The organism is Pedobacter sp. 22163, assembly GCF_052045595.1.
Classification (GTDB): Bacteria; Bacteroidota; Bacteroidia; order Sphingobacteriales; family Sphingobacteriaceae; genus Pedobacter.
In genome coordinates, this window is the sequence record NZ_JBQEPM010000001.1 from 56212 (window position 1) to 81290 (window position 25079).

Consider the following 25079-nt stretch of genomic DNA (forward strand, 5'->3'; position numbering starts at 1 on the left):
ACGGAAACACTAGGCCTCAATCGCCGAAATGCACATATGTTTTAGTAACGCTATGCTTTTTTAGCTGATAAGTCAGGTTCAGAAAAATGTTGTTTTCGTGCAGTTTGGTTGTACTTGTCGAAGGCAGTCGGACAATGTGGATATAGCCTGTATCAAATTTCATGTTAGGTAAAACGGGGTATTCAAGGTCAATCGCAATTCTGTTGTGGTCAAAAAAATGTTCGGCTGTTGTGCCTGTTACATTGAATAGCAGTTCATCATAAATACCCAATTTTATTTTTTCCGTAAAGTCGTTACGAAACCCGAAGCGGTTTCTTAGTCGTGTAATCTCTGTATGATTGCCCTGAAACAAACGATATTCAACGGCTGTTCTGTCCATTAAATGGAACTTTTTGAAAAGTTGGCGTTGTAATTCTACGGCTGCCGAAAAACGGATTTCACTATTGGGTAGTGCCGCTTCGTCTGCCTGCTCTTGTATAATTCTATAATTTGAAAAATAAGCGAATGGAGAAAGTGAAAACTTTACCTCATCGTTGTACTGATAATGCACCCAATTTCTATATGCAAACATTAAATTTCTGTTAAACATATTTTCATTTTCAGCTCCATTTTGACGCCTGTGCTGAAACTCGTTATCTATTTTGATTTTCTTACCGACAGGAACACTCCAAGTACCACGAAACCAAGCATTGTAATGTTGTTGTGCGAGCAAAGTTTGGGCAACAAAAATCCATATTGCTGTTGCCAGCAATGTTTTTAAGGGTAACATACAATCTTGTTTAATGAGGGAGTTTCCCTCTAAAATATCCATAAACCCAAGTGCCTGCAATAGCACTTAGAAGTGTAACACTAATAACAGTTGCACCTGTTCCGATTTGAGCAAACAACGGACCTGGGCAGGCCCCTGTAATTGCCCAACCGAAACCAAAAATTAAACCGCCATAGATTTGACCTTTATTGAATGTTTTGGGTGCAATAATAATTGGTTCGCCATAAATGGTTCTGATGTCGAACCTCTTAATCAGCCAGACGGAAACCATACCCACCAGAATGGCACTACCAATAATTCCGTACATATGAAACGACTGTAAGCGAAACATTTCCTGTATACGAAACCAACTGATGACTTCTGATTTTACGAATATGATGCCGAATAATATCCCTATAATCAGGTATTTTAAATTGTTACGCCACTTGTGTTCCAAACTACTTTCGTTTACACACATTGCATCTGATTCACCAAATTTTAAATCCTTTTCTGTATTTGTATCCTGTTGCATTTACGGTGTTTAGAGTGAAAGAATAAGAGGTAAAATGAAATTAGCCATAATGAAACCGCCAACCATAAAACAGGTCGTAGCAATCAATGAAGGCAATTGCAGGCTGGATAGCCCCATAATGGCGTGTCCGCTTGTACAGCCACCTGCATAACGTGTTCCAAAACCAACCAAGAAACCACCAATTATCATTAATATAAATCCTCTCAGCGTAAACAGCGATTGCCAATTCAGAATGTCTTCCGGTACCAGATTATTGTAGTGCGTAATGCCGTAACCTGCAAGTTCTGTAGCTAATTTTGGATTAACTTCAACAGGATTAGGATTGCCCAAAAGGTTAACAGCTATTGCACCTCCCAGGAAAATACCGAATACAAAAAATAAATTCCACAGTTCTTTTTTCCAATCGTATTTGAAAAACGGAATATTGGCAGGTATACACATAGCACAAACGTGTCGCAGCGATGAACTGATGCCAAATGATTTATTGCCAATAATTAGTAATGCAGGAACAGTTAAACCGATTAACGGTCCCGCTACATACCACGCCCAGGGCTGTTTTATAAACTCTATCATTTTTATAATTTTTATTAATTATTCTTGGAAGTCAACCATTCTTTCATACCACCCGAAAAATTCCTCACGTTCTTGAAACCATTTTTTGCGAGTAGAGAATAAGCTATTGCCGAACGGTCGCCTGCCTGGCAGTGAATGATTACCTGTTTGTCTTTACTGATTTTATCCAGATTATCAGGAATGGTTCCCACAAAAATATTATCTGCACCCTCTATGTGTCCTGCCTCATATTCGGCTGCTCCACGTACATCTATAATCTGAATATCTTCATTATTGATGTATGTTTTAAACTCGTTAACTGAAATAACATCGGCCGTTTGCAGCTCAACACCCAAATCGTTCAGGTCTGAAATGTAACCATAAATATTGTCCAGACCGATACGCATTAATTTTCGGGTCAGGTCATCTATTTTGTTATCATCACAAACTAGTATAAACTGTTCCTGATAATTGAGTAGCCAACCCGCCCACGTTGAAAAAGAATTATTCCCTTGAATGTTCAGACTACCGGGAATAAACCCCTTGGCAAAATCTACCTTATCTCTTGCATCTATGACTTTCAAGCCATTGGCATAAGCATTTAAAAACTGTCCTCCCGATAATTTTTGATGTTTGGGTACTTCTATCAATAGGGGACGGTTGACCTTATTCAAATGTTTCATCATCGAAAAATATTTAGGCGGTTCCGGCTGGTCTGCTAAAAGGTAGTTGGTAAATTCTTTTTCATCATCATCATGTTGAAAAGCCCAGTTGCGGATTTTTTCATAACCCACGGTTGAACTATGCACTGCTCCCAAAGCCTTTCCACAAGCTGAACCCGCTCCATGTGCCGACCATACCTGAAGGTATTCGGGCAATGCGGCAAACTTTTTCAACGACTGGAACATTTGTTGAGCACCTACTTCTTTTGTACCGATAAGCCCTGCGGCTTTTTCTAGCAAATCAGGACGACCTATATCGCCTACAAATACAAAATCACCAGTCAGTATCATCACAGGTTTTTCCGTCGCTGGATGGTCAGTTAGTAAGAAACTAATGCTTTCCGGTGTATGGCCAGGCGTGTGCATTATCTCTAAAGTCAGATTCCCTACCCTGATAAAATTGCCATCTCTCAGTCCATTATGTGGAAACTGATATTGCCAGTCTTCGCCGCCCTCATCCGAAAGATAGATTGTTGCTCCCGTAACGGCACTCAGTTCTCTTGAGCCGCAAAGAAAGTCTGCGTGTATGTGGGTTTCGGCAATGTGTGTAATACGGAGATTATTTTGCTTTGCAATTTCCATGTACACATCAATATCTCTTTTAGCATCTATTACGATGGCTTCGCCCGTAGCCTGACAACCTATTACATAACTGCCATGTGCTAAACTTTTATCATATACGTGTTGAAAAAACATAGTACTTATTTTAATGATTAATTATTTTTTAATGAATTATTTAATTGATTTTTAGATAAATATCAATTTACCTTGACACTTCAAATTATTTTATTTTAATAATGTTTCCTTGATAATAATGTAAATCCCCATTACCAGTACAAACCAACCGAAAGCGGGTTTGAGTTTTTTACCATCAATTTTTGTAGATAAAAAACTGCCTATCAGAATACCTACAACGGCAATAAAAGTTATGGTTAACAAGAAATGCCAATGAACAGAAGTATGAGAAAGTGAAAATAGAAAACCTATTAGAGAATTTGCCGAAATGATCAGTAGTGAAGTTCCAACAGCTATTTTCATAGGAAGCTTCAGCAAATTAGCCAATACAGGAATGATCAAAAAGCCACCACCTGCACCAATAAAGCCTGTAATTGTACCTATAAAAATCCCTATTGCAAAAACCAAAGGATAATTGAATGTCTGTTTCTGTGGTGTACCATCACTTGCATGTTCATCTTTTTTAATCATGCTGTATGAAGCAAAAACCATCAATATGGCAAAAATCAACATCAAAAAAATACTTTTGGTAAGGATAAAATTTCCGGCTCTAAAAATTTCCATGGGAATGGAAGGCATTATATAGGCTCTTGTGAGAAAAACAGAAATGATTGACGGAATACCAAAAACGACCGCCATTTTGATGTTGACCAATCCCTTTTTGAAATAGGAAAGGGAGCCGGCGATGCTTGTTGTACCAACAATAAAAAGGGAATAAGTGGTTGCTAAAACGGCATCAGTGCTAAACAAATAAACTAAAACAGGAACGGTAAGAATACTGCCGCCACCACCGATTAGTCCTAATGAGATACCGATAAAAATTGAAGCTAAATAACCTGCTATGTCCATTGTTTTTAAGATTGATGCAGCAAAGGTGCGCCAACTCAAAAACATTTACAGCTACTTTAGTTACATAAGGAATATTTTATTCCTGCCGAGCTGAACAGCTCCGTTTTCTTCCAATTGTTTCAATAATCTGGAAACGACTACACGAGCCGTTCCAAGTTCATTAGCTAATTGTTCGTGGGTTATATGAATGGTTTTTGATAGTGTCAACTCAGATTTCTTTTTGAGCAAATTTAATAAACGTTCATCTACTTTTTTAAAGGAAATGGCATTGACAATTTCCAACAGTTCTTCAAAACGTTTGTGATACAAACGAAAAATATAGTCGAGCCACTGTGGGTATTCTTTGATGAACAGTGAAACTTTGTCAATGGGCAAAAAAAGAATTTCGGCGTCTTCTTCCACTTCCGCCTTTACTTTACTTGTTTCGTTGTGTAGTCCACCCAAAAACGACATGATGCAGCTTTCGCCGGCTTTAATGTAATACAATAAAATTTCCCTGCCATCTTCTTCTGTCCGCATTACTTTCATGGTTCCTTTGGTAACAATCGGAATGGAACGGATATGAGCATTTTCATTTAAAATAATGTTTCCTGCTTGGTAGGTTTTTAGTATGCTATATTTATATAGTTTTTCAACCAATTCGGGCGAAGACTTAAATTTTGTAGACCATCCATTTTTCAAAACTACGGTTTTGGTTGGTCGCCTCCGTGTAATATTGTGAATAAATAAGATTACTCATTATTGTCCAAATTTCCCCTAATGCTGTTCGTATTCTTTTAGTAGCTTTTTATTGTTATATACAACTCGTAAAAATCTTGCGTTTTAAAGAAGAACCACTCAAATCCATTGGTAATAACCACCAATATTTTGATCTTAAATTTCCTGTAAGTCAGAAACTTACATCATTTTTAGTGAGCATGCCACTCTGTAAAACTACTCTCCGAATTACTCACTTTTTTATGCGATTTATTGCATATTTTAGATTTTCCGGTAAAACAAAAAAGCTTGCAATCATTTGATTTGCAAGCTTTTACATAGTTTTTACTATCTTCTGTGATCCCGCTGGGATTCGAACCCAGGACCACTACATTAAAAGTGTAATGCTCTACCAGCTGAGCTACGGAATCTACTTTACTAAAACGTTATCCGTTTCCTTTAAAGTGGTGCAAATATAGGGTTATGAAGCATTTCCTGCAAATAAAAAATCGCCAAATGCGTTAGTGTATTGATTTATAGGCGAATTAATTATTTAGCTTCTCTTTTTTAAACTTAATTGATATTTTTATTGCTCCTAATTTAATATCAATCATGCATAGATTTCTTTCTGCTTTGTTTTTTTTGCCGCTGCTCTTTATACTTTCTTGTCAATCTAAACACGCTAAGGAAGAAGAACAGGCTAAACATAAGCAAGATTCTTTGGCCTCATGCGAAAAAAATATGCCAAGCCGTTTTGGTGCCGTAAAAGATGCTTCAAGTTTCGCTTCCAATAATAAAGCAAGTCATGAAGGCATGGTTTTAATTCCGGCAGGCGAGTTTGCCATGGGTGCTTCTGATAAAGAGGGAAGGGATGATGAATACCCGCAACATCAGGTTAAAGTCTCTTCTTTCTGGATTGATGTTACCGAAGTAACCAATGCCAGTTTTAAAAAGTTTGTAGATGCTACGGGGTATCTTACTACGGCCGAGCGTAAGCCTGATTGGGAAGAAATGAAGAAACAGCTTCCGGCAGGTACGCCAAAACCGCCCGACAGTGTTTTTGTTGCAGCATCTTTGGTCTTCTATCAGCCTAAAAGTGTTACCTCTTTAAATGATGCCTCGCAATGGTGGCGTTGGGTTAAAGGCGCCAATTGGAAACATCCTCATGGCCCTAACAGTGATATTAAAGGAAAAGAAAACTTTCCGGTGGTACATGTATCCTGGGATGATGCCATGGCCTATTGTAAATGGTCGGGTAAACGTTTACCAACAGAAGCAGAGTGGGAGTATGCCGCAAGAGGTGCTTTGAAAAATGAAAAATATCCATGGGGGAATGAAGATATAGAAAAAGGTAAAGTAAAAGCCAATACCTGGCAGGGGAGCTTCCCGGTTAAAAACACGAATTGGGATGGCTTTAATGGTTTAGCTGCCGTAAAAAAATTTAAGCCGAACGGTTATGGACTTTATGATATGGCGGGCAACGTATGGGAGTGGTGCAGCGATTGGTACCGGCCTGATTATTATAGCAAGCTTTCAGGGTTGAGCACCAATCCTAAAGGTCCTTCAGACAGCTATGACCCGATGGAGCCGACTATACCTAAAAGAGTGGTAAGGGGTGGTTCTTTTATGTGTAATGCCTCTTATTGTAAAGGTTACCGGGTGACTTCGAGGATGAAAACTTCTGTTGATACAGGCTTGGAGCATACCGGTTTTAGGTGCGTGAGCACTGACTAAAGCCCTTTTCTGTTAAAGTTAAAATCACGCAAACGTTTGATCCTTATTTTATTTAATATTATTGTTTAGTTTGGTCCGAACAAATTAAACCGAACCAAATAACTTTATCAAGAAAGATGAATCAAACTGAAACACAAAAGAGAACTGCATTACTGCCAATGATTATATGTTGTGCTCTATTTTTTATTTTAGGCTACATAACATGGGCTAATGGAGCTTTAATCCCGTTTGTAAGATTGGCATTTAATTTACAAACAGATTTACAAGCATTTTTTGTCCTTTCAGCATCATATATTGCTTATTTCTTTTTAGCCTTACCTAGTTCCTGGATACTTGATAAAATTGGATTCAAAAACGGTATTGTTCTGAGCTTATTTTTGATTGTAGCGGGTGCCCTAATCATCTTGCCAGCAGCTACACAATTAAATTACATTCTTTTTTTACTCGCTATATTCGTACAGGCCTCCGGAATGGCGCTGCTTCAAACGGCTGTTAATCCTTATTTAAGTATTATTGGTCCAATAGATAGCGCAGCACGAAGAATATCTATTGTAGGCATTTTTAATAAAACTGCCGGAATTATAGTTCCTTTTGTATTGGGCAGTATTCTTTTAAAAGATTATGATTCAATATCAGCAAAGGTAAAAGAATTGAAAATTGGAGCAGAACACGATGCACTACTTGAAGAGTTATCAAATCGTTTGCATGGCCCTTACATTGGCGTTGGTGTAGGTGTCGCAATTCTGGCATTAATTGTATTTTTCGTAAAAATGCCAGAGGTAGATGTTAATAAAGAAGAAATTAATATTGATGAAACTGCAAAAAAGAAAAATAGCATTTTTGATTTCCCGCATTTATTTTTAGGAGCGCTAGCTATATTCTTTTGTGTTGCTGTGGAAGTAATGGCTGGAGATATTATTGGTACCTATGGAAGATTATTATCACTTCCTCCATTTTTTATAAAATATGGGACTGCTTTTACATTAGGTTGTATGCTCATAGGCTATTTTATTGGAATTGCGACTATTCCTAGATTCATATCTCAACAGTTTGCGCTAAGAATTTGTACAGTTGTAGGCATTACATTTACAGTTATCTCTGTTTTTACATCAGGATTTACCTCATATATTTTTGTAGCACTCTTAGGCATCGCTAATGCATTATTATGGCCTGCAATATTTCCATTGGGTATAAATGGATTAGGTAGATTTACGAAAACAGGCTCAGGCATAATGATAATGGGCATTGCAGGCGGTGCTATTTGGCCTTTAATTTATGGCTATTTAAAGGATTCGTTGGGAATTGATTTCCAGCATGCATTTTTGTATGCCATGCTTCCCGCATATTTTTACCTTTTATATTTTGCTATAAAAGGCCATAAAGTAGGATTAAATTTAAAATAACCAAAGCCAAATAAATTTTATGATTAAGCTCGGTCTTTAATTAGATTGGGCTTTCTTTTGTCCTTAATTTTCAGTTATTTTGGCGAAATTATAAACGAGGTCTGAATCTCATATCTCAATACTCATATCTCAATAATGAATAAAGCTATTTTTCTAGACCGTGATGGTGTACTTAATCACGAAATATATGATTACATCTGCCGTGTTGAAGATTTTAAAATCCTCGATTACCAGATTCCAGTATTAAAAAAACTATTCGATGAAGGTTATCTTTTAATCGTAATTACCAACCAGGGCGGTATTGCCTTAAACCGTTATACCAAGCAAGAGCTGGCCATTATGCACCAAATGCTCCGCAACGCTTTTGTGGCTAAAGGCGCCGATATTGCTGGTTTTTATTATTGTCCGCATCACCCCACAGTTGGTGGCGAATGCAAGTGCAGAAAACCTGCCTCGGGAATGATTTTAGATGCAATTGATATGTACGACATCGACCCGGCACAATCTATTATGATCGGCGATAAGCCAAGAGATGTTGAAGCTGCAAATGGGGCAGGCGTAAAGGGCATTCTAATCGAACCTGATGAGCAAATTAGTTATGAGAAGATTAAAGAAGTCCTTAGACGTGAGTCTTTAGTTTAAAGGCTCTTTTCAAAGTGCATAAAAAACGCTAAATCCAGATTTATATTGATTTAAGGTTTAGACCATTGATTAAAGCTTGATCATTTGGGCGTTTTAACACGCTGTACACTATATCTTTTTGGCTGTCCTTTGACTGCGCCAGAGGCAATGTCATTAAGTTAAGCAACGCGGTTGTCAGTCTGAGCGTAGTCGAAGACTTCTTGAGATAGATAAAACGCAAATAAATGCCCTTCGACTACGCTCAGGGTGACATCTTTTTATGATTTATCCTTAACTTAATAACATTATCCCTCAGGATACAGCCAAAAAGGATGCCGTTTCCATCGTTAACGCAGCATAACGCAATGACTTACGAAGTTTAGAAAGGGAAGGAGCGGATAAATAACTTCGTCAGTCAGAAGCTCCTGAAATGCTATTACGCTTTCCCCACCTCATACTTGCGAAATCCTTCCATGCACTTGCCCATTGAGATTTCGCAAGTTCCCTGGCCACCTAGCCCTGATTGAAATGGCATTCCGGTATTCGATTAATTTATCATTATTGAAAAATTACCGGAATATAATGGAAAGCAGGACTGCAGAAACCGACCAGCACTGTTTCTGCGCTCCAAAAAAGAAAATCGCAATAACTTACGAAGAGCGGATGATAACTTCGTCAGTCAGAAGCTTCTGAAATTCTATATGCTTGTCCCTACCTTAATACTTACGAAATCCTTCCACGCACTTACCCATTGAGATTTCGTAAGATGCCATAAAACAAAAATCCTAAGTCTTAAACCGGAAATCCGACTCAAGACTTAGGACTAAAAGACTTTCGACTTTATAATTCTTATTTCCCAGCAGCTTTAGCGTGGTCAGCTAAAAATGTAGCTAAACCGCTATCTGTTAGTGGGTGTTTTAATAAACCTGCAATGGCAGCCAATGGTGCAGTAATTACATCAGCACCTAATTTAGCACAATTTACAATGTGTAATGGTCCGCGGATTGATGCAGCTAAAATCTGGGTTTCGTAACCGTAGTTATCAAAAATAGTTCTGATATCTTCGATTAAAACCAAACCATCGCTAGAAATATCATCTAAACGGCCTAAAAACGGAGAAACATAAGTAGCTCCAGCTTTAGCAGCTAATAACGCCTGTCCGGCAGAAAAAATTAAAGTACAGTTGGTTTTAATTCCTTTTGATGAGAAATATTTAATGGCTTTAACACCATCTTTAATCATTGGTACTTTTACTACAATTTTCGGGTTTAAAGCGGCTAAAGCTTCACCTTCTTTAACAATCTCATCGAAGGTAGTAGCAATAACTTCTGCACTTACGTTATCATCAACAATATCGCAGATAGCTTTGTAGTGGTTAATTACATTTTGTTCGCCAGTAATACCTTCTTTCGCCATTAAGCTAGGGTTGGTGGTTACGCCATCTAAAATGCCAAGATCTTGCGCTTCTTTGATTTGATCAAGATTTGCTGTGTCAATAAAAAATTTCATGTTTATAAATTCTTAAATATTTGAGTTTCTATGATTGAACCCTGAAGAATTTAGTTCCCCCTTCAGGGGATTAAGGGAAAAGAAAAAAAAAGGGCAAGCACCTTCTATCGCACCGCTACAACCTTCTACCCTTGCTGTGTTCCCACCCTGGGGGAGTTCAAAGGGAGCTGGTCGTAAAAGACTTGCCCGGCCACAAAGGTAGAAAAAGAAGTTGTTTTGCAAAACGCATTTTTGTATTTTTTTTCTCTTTTAGGCTATGTAGCTGATTAGTAAATTAATAAAATCAAAATGTGTATTTTTAGATTATAGAAGGAAATACAAGATAAACAATATTTTAAGCATACTATTTGTATATGAATTAAATATTCACAAATAAATTATATAATTAAAACGATTTATGATAGAATTTAACAGAAAAAGTGCATTTATTGTATAATATTATCATTATAAATTTGATAAATATTTACTAATATCATTATCATTTTTTTAATCTAAAAGCTTTAAATTACTTAAGGACTAAAATTTTTCTAAAAATCATGTCAACTCTGTAATTTAAGATTTGTTTTTCGTATCTTAGTGTTTCCTATACACTAACAACTAACGAGCAAAGAATGGAACCAAACAGTGGATTGTACGATGCGCAATTTGAACACGATGCCTGCGGTATTGGGTTCGTTGCACATGTGAAAGGGCGAAAATCGCATCAAATCATCTCTGATGCACTTACTATTTTAGAGAATCTAGATCATAGAGGGGCATGTGGAGCAGAACCAAATACAGGCGATGGTGCAGGTATTATGATTCAGATTCCTCACGAATTTTTTTACGACGAATGTTTAAAAGCTGGCTTTAGCCTACCAGAAACCAATAATTATGGTGTAGGTATGTTATTTATGCCAAAAGATATCAGATCGAGAGAAGAGTGCAGAGAATTGATTTACCGTGCCGCCGAAAAATTAGGCCTGGAAATTTTAGGCTTTAGAAAAGTTGATGTTGACACCACAGATATTGGCAATATGGCCCTTTCTGTTGAACCAGAAATTGAGCAGGTATTTATTGCCCGTCCTTATGCAGTTGCACCAGGGGCAGATTTCGAACGTAAACTTTATATTTTTAAAAATTACCTGATTAAACTGATCGTAAACACCGTTCATGGTGGTAAAGATTTTTATATTGTTTCGCTTTCTGCGCAAACCATTATATATAAAGGTCAGCTTACTTCTTTACAGGTACGTACATATTTTACCGATCTAACCGATAAGCGCATGGTTTCTGCTTTAGGTTTAGTTCACTCACGTTTTGCAACCAATACTTTCCCTTCCTGGAGGTTGGCGCAGCCATTCCGCTTTATTGCACATAATGGTGAGATCAACACTTTACAAGGAAATTTAAACTGGTTTAGAGCAGGCGTTAAGTCTTTTGCTTCGGCTTACTTTACACCGGAAGAATTAGATATGTTATTGCCTGTAATTGACGAAACCAATTCAGATTCAGGCTGTTTAGATAATGTTATTGAACTGCTACTGCATTCAGGAAGAACCCTGCCTCATGTATTAATGATGTTGGTGCCTGAAGCCTGGGATGGTAACGAAGATATGGATCCCGTTAAAAGGGCATTCTACGAATTCCATGCTACTTTGATGGAGCCATGGGATGGACCTGCAGCCATTGCTTTTACCGACGGTAAATTAATAGGTGCTACTTTAGACCGTAATGGTCTTCGCCCATCCCGTTATGCCATTACTTCTGATGACCGCGTAATTATGGGCTCCGAGGCTGGTGCATTAGCCATCGACCAAAGTACTGTAATCGAAAAAGGTCGTTTAACACCTGGTAAAATGTTCGTGGTGGATATGGAGCAGGGCAGAATTATCAGCGATAACGAAATTAAAGAAGAAGTTTGTGGCAAAAGCCCTTATGCCGATTGGATTAATCAATACCAGATCCGTTTAGAGGAATTACCTGAGCCGCGTGTAATGTTTACCGGCTTATCTACAGAGTCTATTTTTAAATATCAACAGGTTTTTGGTTACAGTAGAGAAGATGTAGATCTTTTGCTTAAACCTATGGCCATTGAAGGTAAAGAACCAATTGGTTCGATGGGTACCGATACACCATTGGCTATTTTATCAAAACGTCCTCAGCATTTATCTTCTTATTTTAAGCAGTTATTTGCACAGGTAACCAATCCGCCAATTGATCCGATCAGGGAGAAAGTGGTCATGAGTTTGGCCAGTTTTATGGGCAGCATGGGTAACTTGCTGGAAGAAACTCCAAAACAAGCACACTGTGTAGCCATTAAACACCCAATATTAACCAACCAGGAATTAGAGAAGTTAAGAAGTATTGATACCGGTGTTTTCCAGGCGAAAACTTTACAGACTTATTTCAGGGCTGATGGCAAGCCGGGCGCTATGGCAAAAGCCTTAGACCGTTTATGCCGTTATGCGGTTGATGCGGTTGAAGATGGTTTCCAAGTAATTGTATTAACCGATAGGGCTATTGACTCTGAGCATGCTGCAATGCCTTCTTTATTGGCAGTTTCTGCTGTACACCATCACTTAATCCGCAAAGGATACCGCGGTGCTGTAGGTATTGTAATAGAGGCCGGCGATATTTGGGAAGTACATCATTTTGCCACATTACTGGGCTTTGGTGTTACGGCAATTAACCCTTACCTGGCTTTGGAAACCATTAACGAGTTTAAAGAAGAATCGGGCTTATCAACAGAGCAGCTTACTAAAAACTATATCTACGCGGTAAATAGCGGTTTACTTAAAATCTTCTCTAAAATGGGAATCTCAACCCTGCAATCATACCAGGGTGCGCAGATTTTCGAGATTTTAGGTTTAAATAAACAGGTAGTGAATACTTATTTCACTGGTGCAGTTTCACGTATTGGTGGTCTGGGACTGGATGAAATTGCAAAAGAAACGTTAATTAAACATCACCGTAGTTTTGGTCCGTTAACAGAAACCGAAAACCTGTTGCCAGCAGGTGGAACTTATAAATTCCGTCGTAAAGGTGAAGCGCATTTGTTTAACCCGCAAACCATTCACCTGTTGCAAAACGCAACACGTAAAAACGATTATAATATTTTCAAACAGTACTCTAAACTGGTGAATGAGCAAACACAACAAGCTTATACCATCCGTGGATTGTTCGAATTTAACTATAGCCGTCCATCGGTACCTTTAAGTGAAGTAGAATCTACCGAGGCAATTTTAAAAAGATTTGCAACGGGAGCGATGTCTTTCGGTTCAATTTCCCATGAGGCACACTCTACTTTAGCCATTGCCATGAACCGTATCGGTGGAAAGAGCAATACCGGAGAGGGTGGTGAAGATGAAATGCGTTATACTAAATTGCCAAATGGCGATAGCATGCGTTCGGCAATTAAACAAGTTGCTTCTGCACGTTTTGGTGTAACCAGTTACTACTTAACCAATGCTGATGAGTTACAGATTAAAATGGCTCAGGGTGCTAAACCAGGAGAAGGTGGTCAATTACCAGGACACAAAGTAGATGACTGGATTGCAAAAGTTCGTCACTCTACACCGGGTGTTGGTTTAATTTCTCCTCCGCCTCACCACGATATTTATTCGATCGAAGATTTAGCACAGTTAATTTTTGATCTGAAAAATGCTAACCGTGCAGCAAGGATCAATGTGAAATTGGTTTCGAAAGCTGGCGTAGGTACTATTGCCGCTGGTGTTGCTAAAGCACATGCCGATGTGATTCTGGTATCTGGTTTTGATGGTGGAACGGGAGCATCTCCTTTAACCTCCATCCAACATGCTGGTTTACCATGGGAGTTAGGATTAGCAGAAGCACACCAAACTTTGGTAAAAAACAAATTGCGTAACCGTATCGTGTTACAAACAGATGGTCAGCTTAAAACGGGTAGGGATATCGCCATCGCTGCATTATTAGGTGCTGAAGAATGGGGTGTTGCAACAGCAGCCTTGGTAACTTCGGGATGTATTATGATGCGTAAATGCCATTTAAATACTTGTCCGGTTGGCGTAGCAACACAAGATCCGGAATTAAGAAAATTATTTACGGGTGATGCTGATCATGTAGTGAACTTATTTTATTTCCTTGCGGAAGAGTTGCGTGAGATTATGGCTGAATTAGGTTTCAGAACCATCCACGAAATGATCGGTCAGGCTGATATTTTAAAAGTACGCGAATTGCCTGCTGAAGACTGGAAACTGAAACACCTTGATTTATCAGCTATATTATATAAAGCTGAAGAAAATGGTTTGCCTTTATTTAATACCGAAGGCCAGGATCATGGTTTGGATCATGTTTTAGATCATAAATTAATTGCTGCTGCACAACCTGCTATTGACCATAACGAACCGGTTTTTGCCAGTTTTGATGTAAAAAATACCGACCGTGCGCTGGGTACCATGTTATCAAATGAAATTTCGAAAGTTCATTTAGGTGCTGGTTTACCTCCGGATACGATCAACTTTAAATTCGTTGGTTCGGCCGGACAGAGTTTTGGTGCTTTCAATACCCGTGGGGTAACGTTATCATTAGAAGGTGAGGCGAACGATTATGTGGGTAAAGGATTATCGGGCGCAAGGTTGGCCATTTATCCTTTCTCAAACTCAACTTTTATCCCTGAGCAAAATATCATTATCGGTAACGTAGCCCTTTATGGTGCAACTTCTGGTGAGTTATTTGCCCGTGGTAAAGCAGGCGAGCGTTTCGCCGTACGTAACTCTGGTGCAACAGCTGTTGTTGAAGGAGTGGGCGATCACGGTTGCGAATACATGACAGGGGGTGAAGTGCTGATTCTTGGTGATACCGGAAGCAATTTCGCTGCTGGTATGAGTGGCGGTGTGGCCTGGATTTATGATGCCAACGGAACCTTTGCACGCAAATGCAATAAAGAAATGGTTGATCTTGATCCATTACAAGCTGAGGATGAGGAGCGTATTTTGGCCTTACTTAAAACGCATATCCGCTTAACGGATAGTAGAGTAGCTGAGTTTATCTTAAGCGACTGGAAAACTCAATCTGCTCATTTTGTAAAAGTATTCCCTAAAGAATACAAAGCAGTTTTAAGCAAACGTAATCAACAAGTAAAAACACACTAGGCCATGGGAAAAGTAACAGGATTTCAAGAATACGATAGAGTTGCGCCCACCAGAGAAGAGGCTGCAACACGTGTAAAACACTATGGGGAATTTTTAAATGAATTACCCTCAAAAGAATTAAACAATCAAGCTGCCCGTTGTATGGATTGCGGCGTACCTTTCTGCCAATCAGGCTGCCCATTGGGTAACGTGATACCAGAATTTAACGACGCTGTTTATCAGGGTAAATGGGAATTAGCTGCAAATATTTTATTAAGCACCAATAATTTCCCTGAATTTACAGGTAGAATTTGTCCTGCACCATGCGAATCAGCATGTGTTTTAGGCATTAACCGCCCGCCAGTTTCTATCGAGGAAATTGAAAAACACATCATCGAAATTGCTTTCGAAAAAGGATTTATCAAAGCAAAAGCACCATTAATCAGAACCGGTAAAAAAGTTGCTGTAATTGGTTCAGGTCCTGCAGGCTTAGCTGCTGCTGCTCAGTTAAATAAAGTTGGACATGAAGTTACCGTTTTCGAACGTGATGATGCTCCAGGTGGTTTATTGAGGTACGGTATTCCTGATTTTAAACTACAGAAAAATGTAGTAGATCGCCGTATCGATTTAATGAAAGAAGAAGGCATCATTTTTAAATGTAATGCCAATGTTGGCGAGAATGTTGAGATAGGTACTTTGTTACGCGATTTCAGCGCGATTGTATTGGCTGGTGGCTCAACTATTCCACGCGATTTGCCAATTGACGGCCGTTCTGCTAAAGGGGTCCACTTTGCAATGGATTTCTTGAAACAACAAAATAAACGTGTAGCGAGCAGAGCCGTTGAAGCGGAAGATATTATGGCTACAGGCAAAAATGTAATTGTAATTGGTGGTGGCGATACCGGATCTGACTGTATTGGTACTTCAAACCGTCATGGGGCGAAATCGGTTACACAATTCGAGATTATGCCGATGCCACCACAGGCACGTAACGAGCATATGCCTTGGCCAAATTACCCGATGTTGCTAAAAAATACTTCTTCTCATGAAGAAGGTGCACAAAGGGCTTGGTCGGTAAATACTAAAAACTTTATTGCTGACGAAAAAGGAAACCTTAAAGCATTAAAAGTAGTTGATGTAGAATGGGAAATTGATGCAAACGGACGTCCGGTTACTTTTAAAGAAGTGGCTGGTACCGAAAGAGATCTTCCATGCGAACTGGTACTTTTAGCAATGGGTTTCTTACATCCTCAAAAAGAAGGTTTAATTGAGAAGTTAGGTGTGGAATTGGATAACCGCGGAAACGTAAAAGCATCTGAACACACTTACCAAACCAATATTGCTAAGATTTTTGCCGCAGGTGATGTTCGCCGTGGACAATCGTTAGTAGTTTGGGCCATTTCAGAAGGTAGAGAGGCTGCCCGTAAGGTAGACGAATACTTGATGGGGACAACTAAACTGGCATCGAAAGATGCAGTTGCATACGCTTAGTAGGTTTTAAATTCTATATTTTTAGGGTCGTGGTGCAAACCACGACCTTTTTTGTTTAGTCCTTCTCGTCATGCTGTGTAATCGTTAATTAATTCTCTTCCACGGAATTAATTAACCACAGATAAAATAGGATGAACACAGATTTATTAGTGTCGTAGGAAAAAATGTTCTTGGAAAGATTCTTCGATTCGCTACTATTGACAGATCTAATAAATAGGTCATCATCTCGACCGAAGCAACGCGTAGTGGAGAGATCTTTGAACCAAGTTATGAGAAAGATTTCTCCACTACGGTCGAAATGACGATGGTTCGAGAAATAAGTCGGTCATCATGCTGAACTTGTTTCAGTATCTATCATGCTGTGTAATCGCTGATTAATTTTCTGCCACGGAAGCACTGAAATCACGGAATGAATACTTATAAGATATGATTACTGGATAGATCCTGAAATAAAATCAGGATGACGATTCTTTAAGGGATAATATAGCCCTCATTTAGAGATGAGGATTACTTATAGTACTTAAAACAACTTCAACTGCTCATCCTTTGGTGGCTTTTCTTTCCCAAAAACTGTTCTGCCGCCATATTTCCAGCTTTCAGCACGTTCTTTTTGAATTACCTTTTCAAAATCCATATTCGGAATAAAATCTTTTTCCGCATTTCGTGCGATTTGATGTAGTGATTTGATGGCTTGTTGTTTATCTGTATTTCCAATCTTCGCTTTTTCAATTGCTTTCTGCAAAACACTTATGGTCTCATCATATACATTTACCGGAACAGGGAAGGGATGCCCATCTTTACCGCCATGTGCAAAAGAATAACGGGCAGGGTCGCTAAATCGGGAAGGTGTGCCATAAATCACCTCACTTACTAAAGCCATCGATTGTAAGGTTCTTGGCCCCATGCCTTCGAGTAATAATAATTCTTCAAAATCGCTCGGTTGCTTTTCCTGTGCCAGCCATAAAATACTCCCCAAACGTTTTAAATCTACATCTTTTGATTTTACCTCATGATGATCAGGCAATACCAGTTTTTGTATTTCATTAAGCATCCTTACCGGCGATTCAGCTGTAATACTCATCATGCTCTGCCTTGTTTTATCAGCATCATTAGCTGTTAGGTTCAGAATCTTACCTTGATTAATACCACAGATACCGGTGTGCGGTTCTTCGACAAAAGATTTTAGGTTCTCAGAATGCCAGTGGTATCTTCTTGCTGTCGAGCTACTATCGCTCATGCCTTGTTGCACTACTGCCCAGTCGCCTTCGCTACTTAAAATAAAACTATGAAGATACAATTGAAAACCATCCTGAATGGCCGTGTTGTCTACTTTTGCACTGAGTTTACTGGCCCGAACCAATGCTGTTCCATTTAAACCCGTTTTATCGGCAATTTTTAAAAGTTCATTTGGCGTTTCTCTGCTGTGTTTTCCTTTGCCTCCGCAAATGTAAATGCCCAATTCTTTCGATAAGGGATTAATCGATTTCTTTAAGGCACCCATTACCGATGTCGTAATGCCAGACGAATGCCAGTCCATCCCCATAACAGCGCCTAAACTCTGAAACCAAAAAGGACTGCTTAAACGGCGTATTACTTCTGCCTTACCATATTCTAATAGTATCGCTTCCGTTATAGCCAAGCCAAGTGTTGCCATACGCTGGGCCAGCCATGGTGGTACATGGCCATAATGTAGGGGTAAATCTGCGCTTCCTGATCTTTTCAATACTAACAAATTTAGTAAAATATTATTTAATAATAAAGGTATTATTTTATTGGCGATAGAAAGGACCTGACTTTAATAAATGCGATTAACCGGTGTTAACTAAACTTGATTGGAGTGAGCATGTCGATTTTTCATCGGCATAAAACGGAAAGCAAGGCCGAACCTAACCTAAGAATTACAACTATTGCTTTTCAGAAAAAACGATTGGTGATATTTTTTGTTATTTTGAGAAACTATTCAACAGCGAAGACTGATTCATAAATGCGAAAATTCTTACAACGTTTACTCAGTGCCTGGATTATACGCATGTCGAATAAATTTGGTTCAAGGCCAAACCGTAAACGTATCCACACGGCTTTAAATAAACTATACAAAAACATCAATACAACACCTGGTACACGGGGACCTATTTTTGAAGTTACAGAAACTGATAAATTTATCATTTTATCTGATCAACATAAGGGGGCTCGCGATTATGCCGATGATTTTACTTTAGCTGAAAAGAATTATTTAAAGGCACTCGAATATTACAACCAGCAAGATTTCCATTACATAAATTTGGGCGATAGCGAAGAACTTTGGGAGAATTTACTGGAATCTGTAATTAAACATAATAAGGATACTTTCGAGGCAGAAAAAGCTTTTATTTCAAAAAACCATTTCACTAAAATATTTGGTAACCACGATTTATATTGGGATAATGATCCTTTAGCAGGATTTAACCTTAATAGAATTTATGGAACCAAAATCCACATTTATGAAGGGGCCATCTTAAGAATGCCAGTAGGCGAAAGTAAATTTGATATTTTCTTGACCCACGGCCATCAGGGCGATTTACAGAGCGATGGAAACTGGTTTAGCAAATGGTTTGTGAGTACAGTTTGGGCACCACTGCAATCGTACCTTCAGATTAATCCAAATACACCAGCATACAGCAACCAGCTTAAAACAGCGCATAACGCACTCATGTACAGCTGGGTTGCTACAAAAAAGAACCTGGCTTTAATTACCGGACATACGCATCAGCCGGTTTTCGCATCATTAACACACCTGGAACGGATTTATATAAAACTTAAAAAAGCAAAAAAAGAAAAGAATGCTGATGATCTTGCTGTTTTAAATGCAGCGCTTCGTAAACTGATAAAAGAAGGCGATAAAAGGCCACGTTTTGGCAAATACAAACCAAGTTACTTTAATAGCGGATGTTGTTGTTTTAGTGATGGCGATATGACTGGTATCGAAATCGAGAATGGCTTTATAAGGTTAATAAAATGGTCGTACCACAGAAATGCTATTCCTGAAAGAATTTTGCTCGAAGAAATGAAACTCAGCGAATTATTAGATTTAAACTTATTTAATGGGTAGCGTTACGTAGAAAGTTGTACCCAAATCTTTTCCTCCGCTCTCTACCCACAACTTTCCCTTATGTATATCTACTAAGGCATTTGCAGTAATTAGCCCCAAACCATAGGTGTTTTCATGATCTGTTGCCACAGCCGTTAATGTTGCGAATTTTAAGAAAATTTTATCAAGATCTTCTTCTGTTAAACCCACACCGTAATCTTTTATTGCAATGGTTACTTCATTTTCTGCAGTTTGATGTGATATTTTAATTTCCTTTCCTTTTGGAGAAAACTTAATGGCATTGTTCAGTAATTGACTAAAAACAACCTTAAGTTTATCCGCATCACCAAAGATTTCTACCGGAGTTTCAATATCGATCAAAACGGTTTGTTTTTTCTGTTTAAGTGCTAAATCCAAATTAAACTTTACTTCGTCGAGCACTTCTTTAAGGTCAACTTTTGCTTTTTTGGGCTTAAACGAGTGCGCATCTTTTCGGGCAACGCTTAAAATGTCGTTCAGATTATCAATCATTCTTTTCGATTGTGCATTAATCTTACCGGCAATTAATGAGGCTTTGTCATTAATACCTGGAATGCGTCCCAGCAATTCAGATTGAAGTGAAATGGTTGTCATCGGGTTTTTAAGATCATGAACAAGTACATGTAAACGATCATCGTAGGCCCTTAAAGCCCTTCTGGTTGCAATTCTAGATTCCAGTTTTTCCGTTACCATACCCGCTAAATGCCTCAGCATTTTTAGCTGCTGCTCTTCGGCTGTTTTAAATTTAGTATCGGCAACGTAAATCAGACCAATGGGATAACCCTCAGGCGAGCTTATCGGAGAAGAGGCAAAAAAAGTAAATGCATCATTTTTTAGAGGTAAGCCGATTGATGATCCCACTTGAGCTTTCATAAAAATGTCGCCATCCGTCTGAAAACCGATACCTGCATTCGGAACATCAAATATTTCAGCAGCCAATTGTGCAATCTGATTAAAAGCACTTTCTGCAGGTGTACTTAAAATCTCGTAGTATCTTAATTTTCCTAAACGCAAGGTTTCATCTGATGGAATCATGTTATCTGCTTTTTAGTAATGCGTTTAAGGTTAATTAATATATAAGGGTGAATAACTAAAGGTAAAAATTATGTGCAAATACTGTAGATAATATAAACAATTAAGTCGTAAATTTCGTTAATATAAAGTTGGAAGAAATAGTGACGAAGGCTTTAAATTACTACAAAACAGCATAATAATGAGATTATACATAGAACGTAAACCTGTTAAGGTTAACCCGGATACTAAAAGAGTTATTGCCCGTTTTTTTTTTAACGGAGAGGAGAGAGCATTAGAAGTAATCAGGAAGGTTTTAGAGTTTTCAGATGAAAAAGTTTTTTCGCTGATATCGCCTATCTTACAGGAATATTCTAAAAGACACCGGAATATTACCAAAATCCTGACCCGGCACTGTAAAAAATTAAAAAAACAGTTTGCGGTCTTAGGTACCGAATTCGAAGATATTGATGAATACACCAGATTGCTGATCGGTGCTTACTTTACACATGAATATTCAATAGAATCGGCAGCTTTTTTTAATCCAAGCATTGTAGACGATCCCGATCAAACCGATTTAGTAGAGGGCGAAAAACGGGTAATCATCAGTTTTAGGGCTGTAGGTGAGGGACATATTTCTTCAATTGTTTTCAGGCGTGCTTTAATTGATAAAAACAATAATATTCAGGTTTTACCTGTTGGCAATTATGTTGATGAGGCTGAGGTGGTGAAGAATGCCATTTACGTAAAAAAACTATTCTTAAAAAAAGCAGCCTACGCGCAGATTGATCCTTCCGTATTAGAAGAAATTGAATCAAAACTGGATGATAAATTTGAATATACCAGTTTGAGCAATATCATTAAAGATTCTAAAAGTTTACATAAAGAAAATCCATCACGTTTAATCGAGTACGATAAAATACTTTGGCTATCAGACACTTACCACACCATAACTTTTTCGAAGGATACAGATATTTCTGACCGTGTAATTTTTCCTATTTCAGAATTTGAACGTAAAGGGATTGAAGATGCTCGTTTTGTTAAATTTATTAAAGATGATGGCAAAGTACTATACTACGCTACATATACCGCCTTCGACGGTTCTTTAATTATTCCCAAGTTAGTACAAACTGAAGATTTTTACGAGTTCAAGGTGATTCCACTTTATGGCGATGGTGCACAAAATAAGAATCTGGCTTTATTTCCAAGAAAAATCAAAGGGAAATACGTGATGATGAGTCGGATAGATGGCTGGAATAATTACCTGATGTTTTCTGATAAGGTTAATGTGTGGGAAAACCCGGTTCTCTTAAAACAACCTCGGTATGATTGGGAGTTGGTACAGATTGGCAATTGCGGTTCTCCGATAGAAACAGAAAAAGGATGGATTGTAATTACACATGGGGTGGGGCCAATGCGGAGGTATTGTATTGGCGTAAGTTTATTGGATCTTGAAAACCCAAGTATAGAAATAGGCCATTTAAAAGAGCCGTTGATTATTCCGAATAATGATGAACGTGAAGGTTATGTGCCCAACGTGGTATATTCCTGTGGATCGATTATCAGTAATGGCGAATTAATTATTCCTTATGGTTTATCTGATTATAGTTCTTCGTTTGCAACCGTAAATCTGGAATTGTTGCTGGCTAAACTACTGGAGAATAACTAAAATAGATTCTTCAACAGACCCCAGTAGAAAAATCGTCATCTCGACCGAAGCAAGGCGGAGTGGAGAAATCTTTGGACTAGGCTACCGAAAAGTTTAAAGATTTTGCTTCGCAGCGCCTTCGAATTCTCCATACGCTACCGATGAAACCTGTAAAATAAGCAAGCATACCATTAGTAAATAAAAACAATACTTAAATCGGTAAGCTTTAGTCTAATGACGATATTATTCTCTTAAAATAAGATTGCTTCGTCGTTCCTTCTCGCAATGACGGATAATAATAATAATAAAGGCCGATTCATTTCTAAATCGGCCTTTAATATTTCCCAGACAAATTAATTTCTAACTACATTTATCGGCCTCCACCAATGGAGACGACAGCGTTTCATATTCTGCTTCTGCGGCTTTTAATATGGCCAAATGTGAGATGAAATAGGCCAATGTACTCTCCGCGCCCTGATTCCTGTTCACACTGTTAAACTGTAGTCCATCTGCACATCCATGTGTTTCAAAATCGTATAAAGGAATATGCAGGCTGTTTTTTCCTAAAAACCACTGATAACTGATGTGCATTAAATTTAAATATTTATCATCTTTTGTTACCTCGAATGTTTTAGCATAGAGTAAAACCATTGCCATCGTTTCTATAGCCTGTTGGTCGTAGATAGGGTTTTTACCATGTTTTTTCATCCATCCTGCATTTCCCACCGGATTTAGATATCCATTTTCGAAAGAAAAACTATTTAAAAACTCAATACTCTCCATCGCAATTTTATAGGATGTTGTATTCCCCGTAACTTCGTAATGATGAAGCAAAGCCAAAGGAAGGATTGCATTATCATAGGTAAGAATATCTTCAAACCAATGCCAATCGCCATCTTTATTGTCTTGATAAGACGCCGTTAAAGAATTGGCCAGCATATTGATTTCTTTTGTGATTAACTCGTCACCCGGATGGGCACATAGATAATACGATAGACCAATGATGGTATTGGCTTTTCCACGGAGATATTTTAATCCTTTAAAATGTGGAATAGCATGAAACAATAACTCCCTACCAAATTCACGGTAAGAATTGTTGGGTGCACTGCAAACTAAATAGCCCAATGACCAGATGGTACGGCCAAATGAATCTTCTGAACCTATTTCATCTAAATAATTACGGTTAAAGCTTAAGAAATTCCTAAAATTCCCGTCATCCGTTTGCATATATTGAATAAAGCTGAGATAAACAGGCATGAATTTTAAAGCTTTTGGGTTTTTATCGCGCTCGACAGCCATTAATGCCATAATCAGCGCTCTGGCATTATCATCAATACAATAACCTTCTTTCAAATTTGGAATACCAAAACGGGCATGCTGAATAATTCCGGTATCATCTGTTAGTAACGAAATATGATCTAAGTTAAGCGCTGGCATACCTTCTACATCAATAATAGGAGGAGTAACTCTTTCTGGCTTTTTCCCTACTGCCACAGCTTCATTTAAAACGTTAAGATAAACGCCTCCAATGGCAGGCCAGCGAAGATTCAATCCATATTCGTAGGCATTTTGCTTCAGTTTCTGGTATTTGTCTTTATCGCTTAAAAGTTCGTTTACAATGGTTGCCAGTTGTGCATCATTTTTAAAATCAAATAATTTGCCTCTATTATCGGCTAAAAGCTCTTGTGCATGCCAATATGGGGTAGAAACTACTGCTGCACCTGCACCAATGGCATATGATAAAGTACCGCTGGTAATCTGAGCTTCATTTAAATAAGGCGTGATGTATAAATAACAGGCTGTTAAATACTGATGCAATTCTTTTTCAGATACAAATTTATTAACGAAAGCAATATTGTTTTCTACACCTAAATCTTTCGCCAATGTTTTCAAACTATCGCGATATTCTTCGCCATTATGTTTGACAACGCCTGGATGAGTATTGCCCAGAATCACATATAAAACATCTGGATGTTGAGCGACAATTTCTGGCAAAGCTTTAATTACGGTTTCTAGGCCTTTATTTCTGCTAATTAAGCCAAATGTAAAAAGCACTTTTCGATTGGTAAAAAGCGCACTTTGCGCAATTTCATTATTGGGTATAGGTTCCAGATCTGGAACGCCATGTTCAATTAATTTGATTGAAGCCTTAGGGATCTGATAAATACTGGTTAAAAACATGACTGCTTTTTTGCTCATCACCACTATTTTAGATGATTTAACAGCAATCTCTTTAATAATGGTCTGTTGCATAAAATTCGGTTCTTTTAAAACCGTATGCAAAATGGTAATGAATGGCTTTTTTAATCTATTGATTAAGGACAATAAGAATACGCCGCTATTGCCGCCATATATACCGAATTCATGTTCAATAATACAACTATCTACATCACTGTTATTGATAAAATCTGCAGCTTCAATATAATCTTTTTGGTTTTGCTGACGGATAACGAATTTCACTTCGTTTGGGTAATCGTGTTCATTAACATCATCCGATTCATTTAATGCAACAACAAAACTTTTCTGTGAATTATAAGCAGGATTTAAACTTAAGGCATTAACCAAATTTTGATTAAATGTAGCTAAACCGCATTCACGAGGAGGATAGGTTGAAATGTAGGCGATTTTCATA

At 38.2% G+C, this 25079-nt stretch carries 17 protein-coding genes, 1 tRNA gene and 1 other RNA gene; 7 read left to right on the forward strand and 12 right to left on the reverse strand.

What is annotated here, in order from left to right; translation table 11 throughout:
- Window positions 1-16 precede the first annotated feature (16 nt).
- From ACTJKN_RS00215 to ACTJKN_RS00245, 7 genes are all read right to left on the reverse strand, one after another.
- Window positions 17-769 (reverse strand): DUF2490 domain-containing protein, encoded by a 753-nt coding sequence (locus ACTJKN_RS00215; RefSeq protein WP_440821627.1) that lies wholly within the window; start codon window positions 767-769, stop codon window positions 17-19.
- Between the two features lie 10 nt (window positions 770-779).
- Entirely contained in the window at window positions 780-1280 is a 501-nt protein-coding gene (locus ACTJKN_RS00220) for a DUF6691 family protein (RefSeq protein WP_440821629.1), read from the reverse strand.
- 9 nt (window positions 1281-1289) lie between these two features.
- Window positions 1290-1853, reverse strand: a complete 564-nt coding sequence (locus tag ACTJKN_RS00225) for a YeeE/YedE family protein (RefSeq protein WP_440821631.1) — start codon at window positions 1851-1853, stop codon at window positions 1290-1292.
- A gap of 14 nt (window positions 1854-1867) precedes the next feature.
- Window positions 1868-3250, reverse strand: a complete 1383-nt coding sequence (locus ACTJKN_RS00230; RefSeq protein WP_440821633.1) for an MBL fold metallo-hydrolase — start codon at window positions 3248-3250, stop codon at window positions 1868-1870.
- Between the two features lie 90 nt (window positions 3251-3340).
- Window positions 3341-4138, reverse strand: a complete 798-nt coding sequence (locus ACTJKN_RS00235) for a sulfite exporter TauE/SafE family protein (RefSeq protein WP_440821635.1) — start codon at window positions 4136-4138, stop codon at window positions 3341-3343.
- Between the two features lie 60 nt (window positions 4139-4198).
- Complete coding sequence (locus ACTJKN_RS00240) at window positions 4199-4819, reverse strand: Crp/Fnr family transcriptional regulator (RefSeq protein WP_440821637.1); 621 nt, start codon at window positions 4817-4819, stop codon at window positions 4199-4201.
- 373 nt (window positions 4820-5192) lie between these two features.
- A tRNA-Lys gene (locus ACTJKN_RS00245) sits at window positions 5193-5265 on the reverse strand.
- 181 nt (window positions 5266-5446) lie between these two features.
- Between ACTJKN_RS00245 and ACTJKN_RS00250 the strand changes: the two genes are divergently transcribed.
- The 3 genes from ACTJKN_RS00250 to ACTJKN_RS00260 all read left to right on the forward strand — a co-directional run bounded on the left by ACTJKN_RS00250 (window position 5447) and on the right by ACTJKN_RS00260 (window position 8613).
- Complete coding sequence (locus ACTJKN_RS00250; protein WP_440821640.1) at window positions 5447-6568, forward strand: formylglycine-generating enzyme family protein; 1122 nt, start codon at window positions 5447-5449, stop codon at window positions 6566-6568.
- Window positions 6569-6684: 116 nt separating this feature from the next.
- A complete protein-coding gene (locus ACTJKN_RS00255; RefSeq protein ID WP_440821642.1) occupies window positions 6685-7971 on the forward strand; it encodes a sugar MFS transporter in 1287 nt (428 codons plus the stop codon).
- A 135-nt stretch (window positions 7972-8106) separates the two neighbouring features.
- On the forward strand, window positions 8107-8613 hold the full coding sequence (locus ACTJKN_RS00260) for a D-glycero-alpha-D-manno-heptose-1,7-bisphosphate 7-phosphatase (protein ID WP_440821644.1): 507 nt from the start codon (window positions 8107-8109) through the stop codon (window positions 8611-8613).
- Between the two features lie 828 nt (window positions 8614-9441).
- Here the strand turns inward: ACTJKN_RS00260 and fsa are convergent.
- On the reverse strand, window positions 9442-10101 hold the full coding sequence (fsa, locus tag ACTJKN_RS00265; protein ID WP_131032427.1) for a fructose-6-phosphate aldolase: 660 nt from the start codon (window positions 10099-10101) through the stop codon (window positions 9442-9444).
- An 88-nt stretch (window positions 10102-10189) separates the two neighbouring features.
- An RNA gene (ffs, locus tag ACTJKN_RS00270) (signal recognition particle sRNA small type) lies at window positions 10190-10289 on the reverse strand.
- Window positions 10290-10712: 423 nt separating this feature from the next.
- On the opposite strand from ffs, the gene gltB reads away from it, so the two are divergent.
- Entirely contained in the window at window positions 10713-15212 is a 4500-nt protein-coding gene (gene gltB / locus ACTJKN_RS00275; RefSeq protein ID WP_440821646.1) for a glutamate synthase large subunit, read from the forward strand.
- A 3-nt stretch (window positions 15213-15215) separates the two neighbouring features.
- Window positions 15216-16682: a glutamate synthase subunit beta gene (locus tag ACTJKN_RS00280; RefSeq protein WP_230141104.1), complete on the forward strand. Its 1467-nt coding sequence runs from the start codon at window positions 15216-15218 to the stop codon at window positions 16680-16682.
- Between the two features lie 520 nt (window positions 16683-17202).
- On the opposite strand, the gene ACTJKN_RS00285 is transcribed toward ACTJKN_RS00280, so the two are convergent.
- The gene (locus ACTJKN_RS00285) at window positions 17203-18405 is read right to left on the reverse strand and encodes a DUF763 domain-containing protein (protein WP_440821649.1); all 1203 of its coding nucleotides are present in this window, start codon (window positions 18403-18405) and stop codon (window positions 17203-17205) included.
- Between the two features lie 306 nt (window positions 18406-18711).
- On the opposite strand from ACTJKN_RS00285, the gene ACTJKN_RS00290 reads away from it, so the two are divergent.
- Window positions 18712-19770, forward strand: a complete 1059-nt coding sequence (locus tag ACTJKN_RS00290) for a metallophosphoesterase (protein WP_440821651.1) — start codon at window positions 18712-18714, stop codon at window positions 19768-19770.
- Here ACTJKN_RS00290 and ACTJKN_RS00295 read toward each other — a convergent pair.
- Window positions 19756-20823, reverse strand: coding sequence for a sensor histidine kinase (locus ACTJKN_RS00295; RefSeq protein ID WP_440821653.1), 1068 nt, complete (start codon window positions 20821-20823; stop codon window positions 19756-19758). The genes ACTJKN_RS00290 and ACTJKN_RS00295 overlap by 15 nt on opposite strands.
- Before the next feature lie 178 nt (window positions 20824-21001).
- Here ACTJKN_RS00295 and ACTJKN_RS00300 point away from each other — a divergent pair, with 178 nt between their 5' ends.
- Window positions 21002-22468, forward strand: a complete 1467-nt coding sequence (locus tag ACTJKN_RS00300; protein ID WP_440821655.1) for a glycoside hydrolase family 130 protein — start codon at window positions 21002-21004, stop codon at window positions 22466-22468.
- Between the two features lie 339 nt (window positions 22469-22807).
- Here ACTJKN_RS00300 and ACTJKN_RS00305 read toward each other — a convergent pair whose 3' ends face one another.
- The gene (locus ACTJKN_RS00305; RefSeq protein WP_440821657.1) at window positions 22808-25078 is read right to left on the reverse strand and encodes a glycosyltransferase; all 2271 of its coding nucleotides are present in this window, start codon (window positions 25076-25078) and stop codon (window positions 22808-22810) included.
- Window position 25079: the final 1 nt, after the last annotated feature.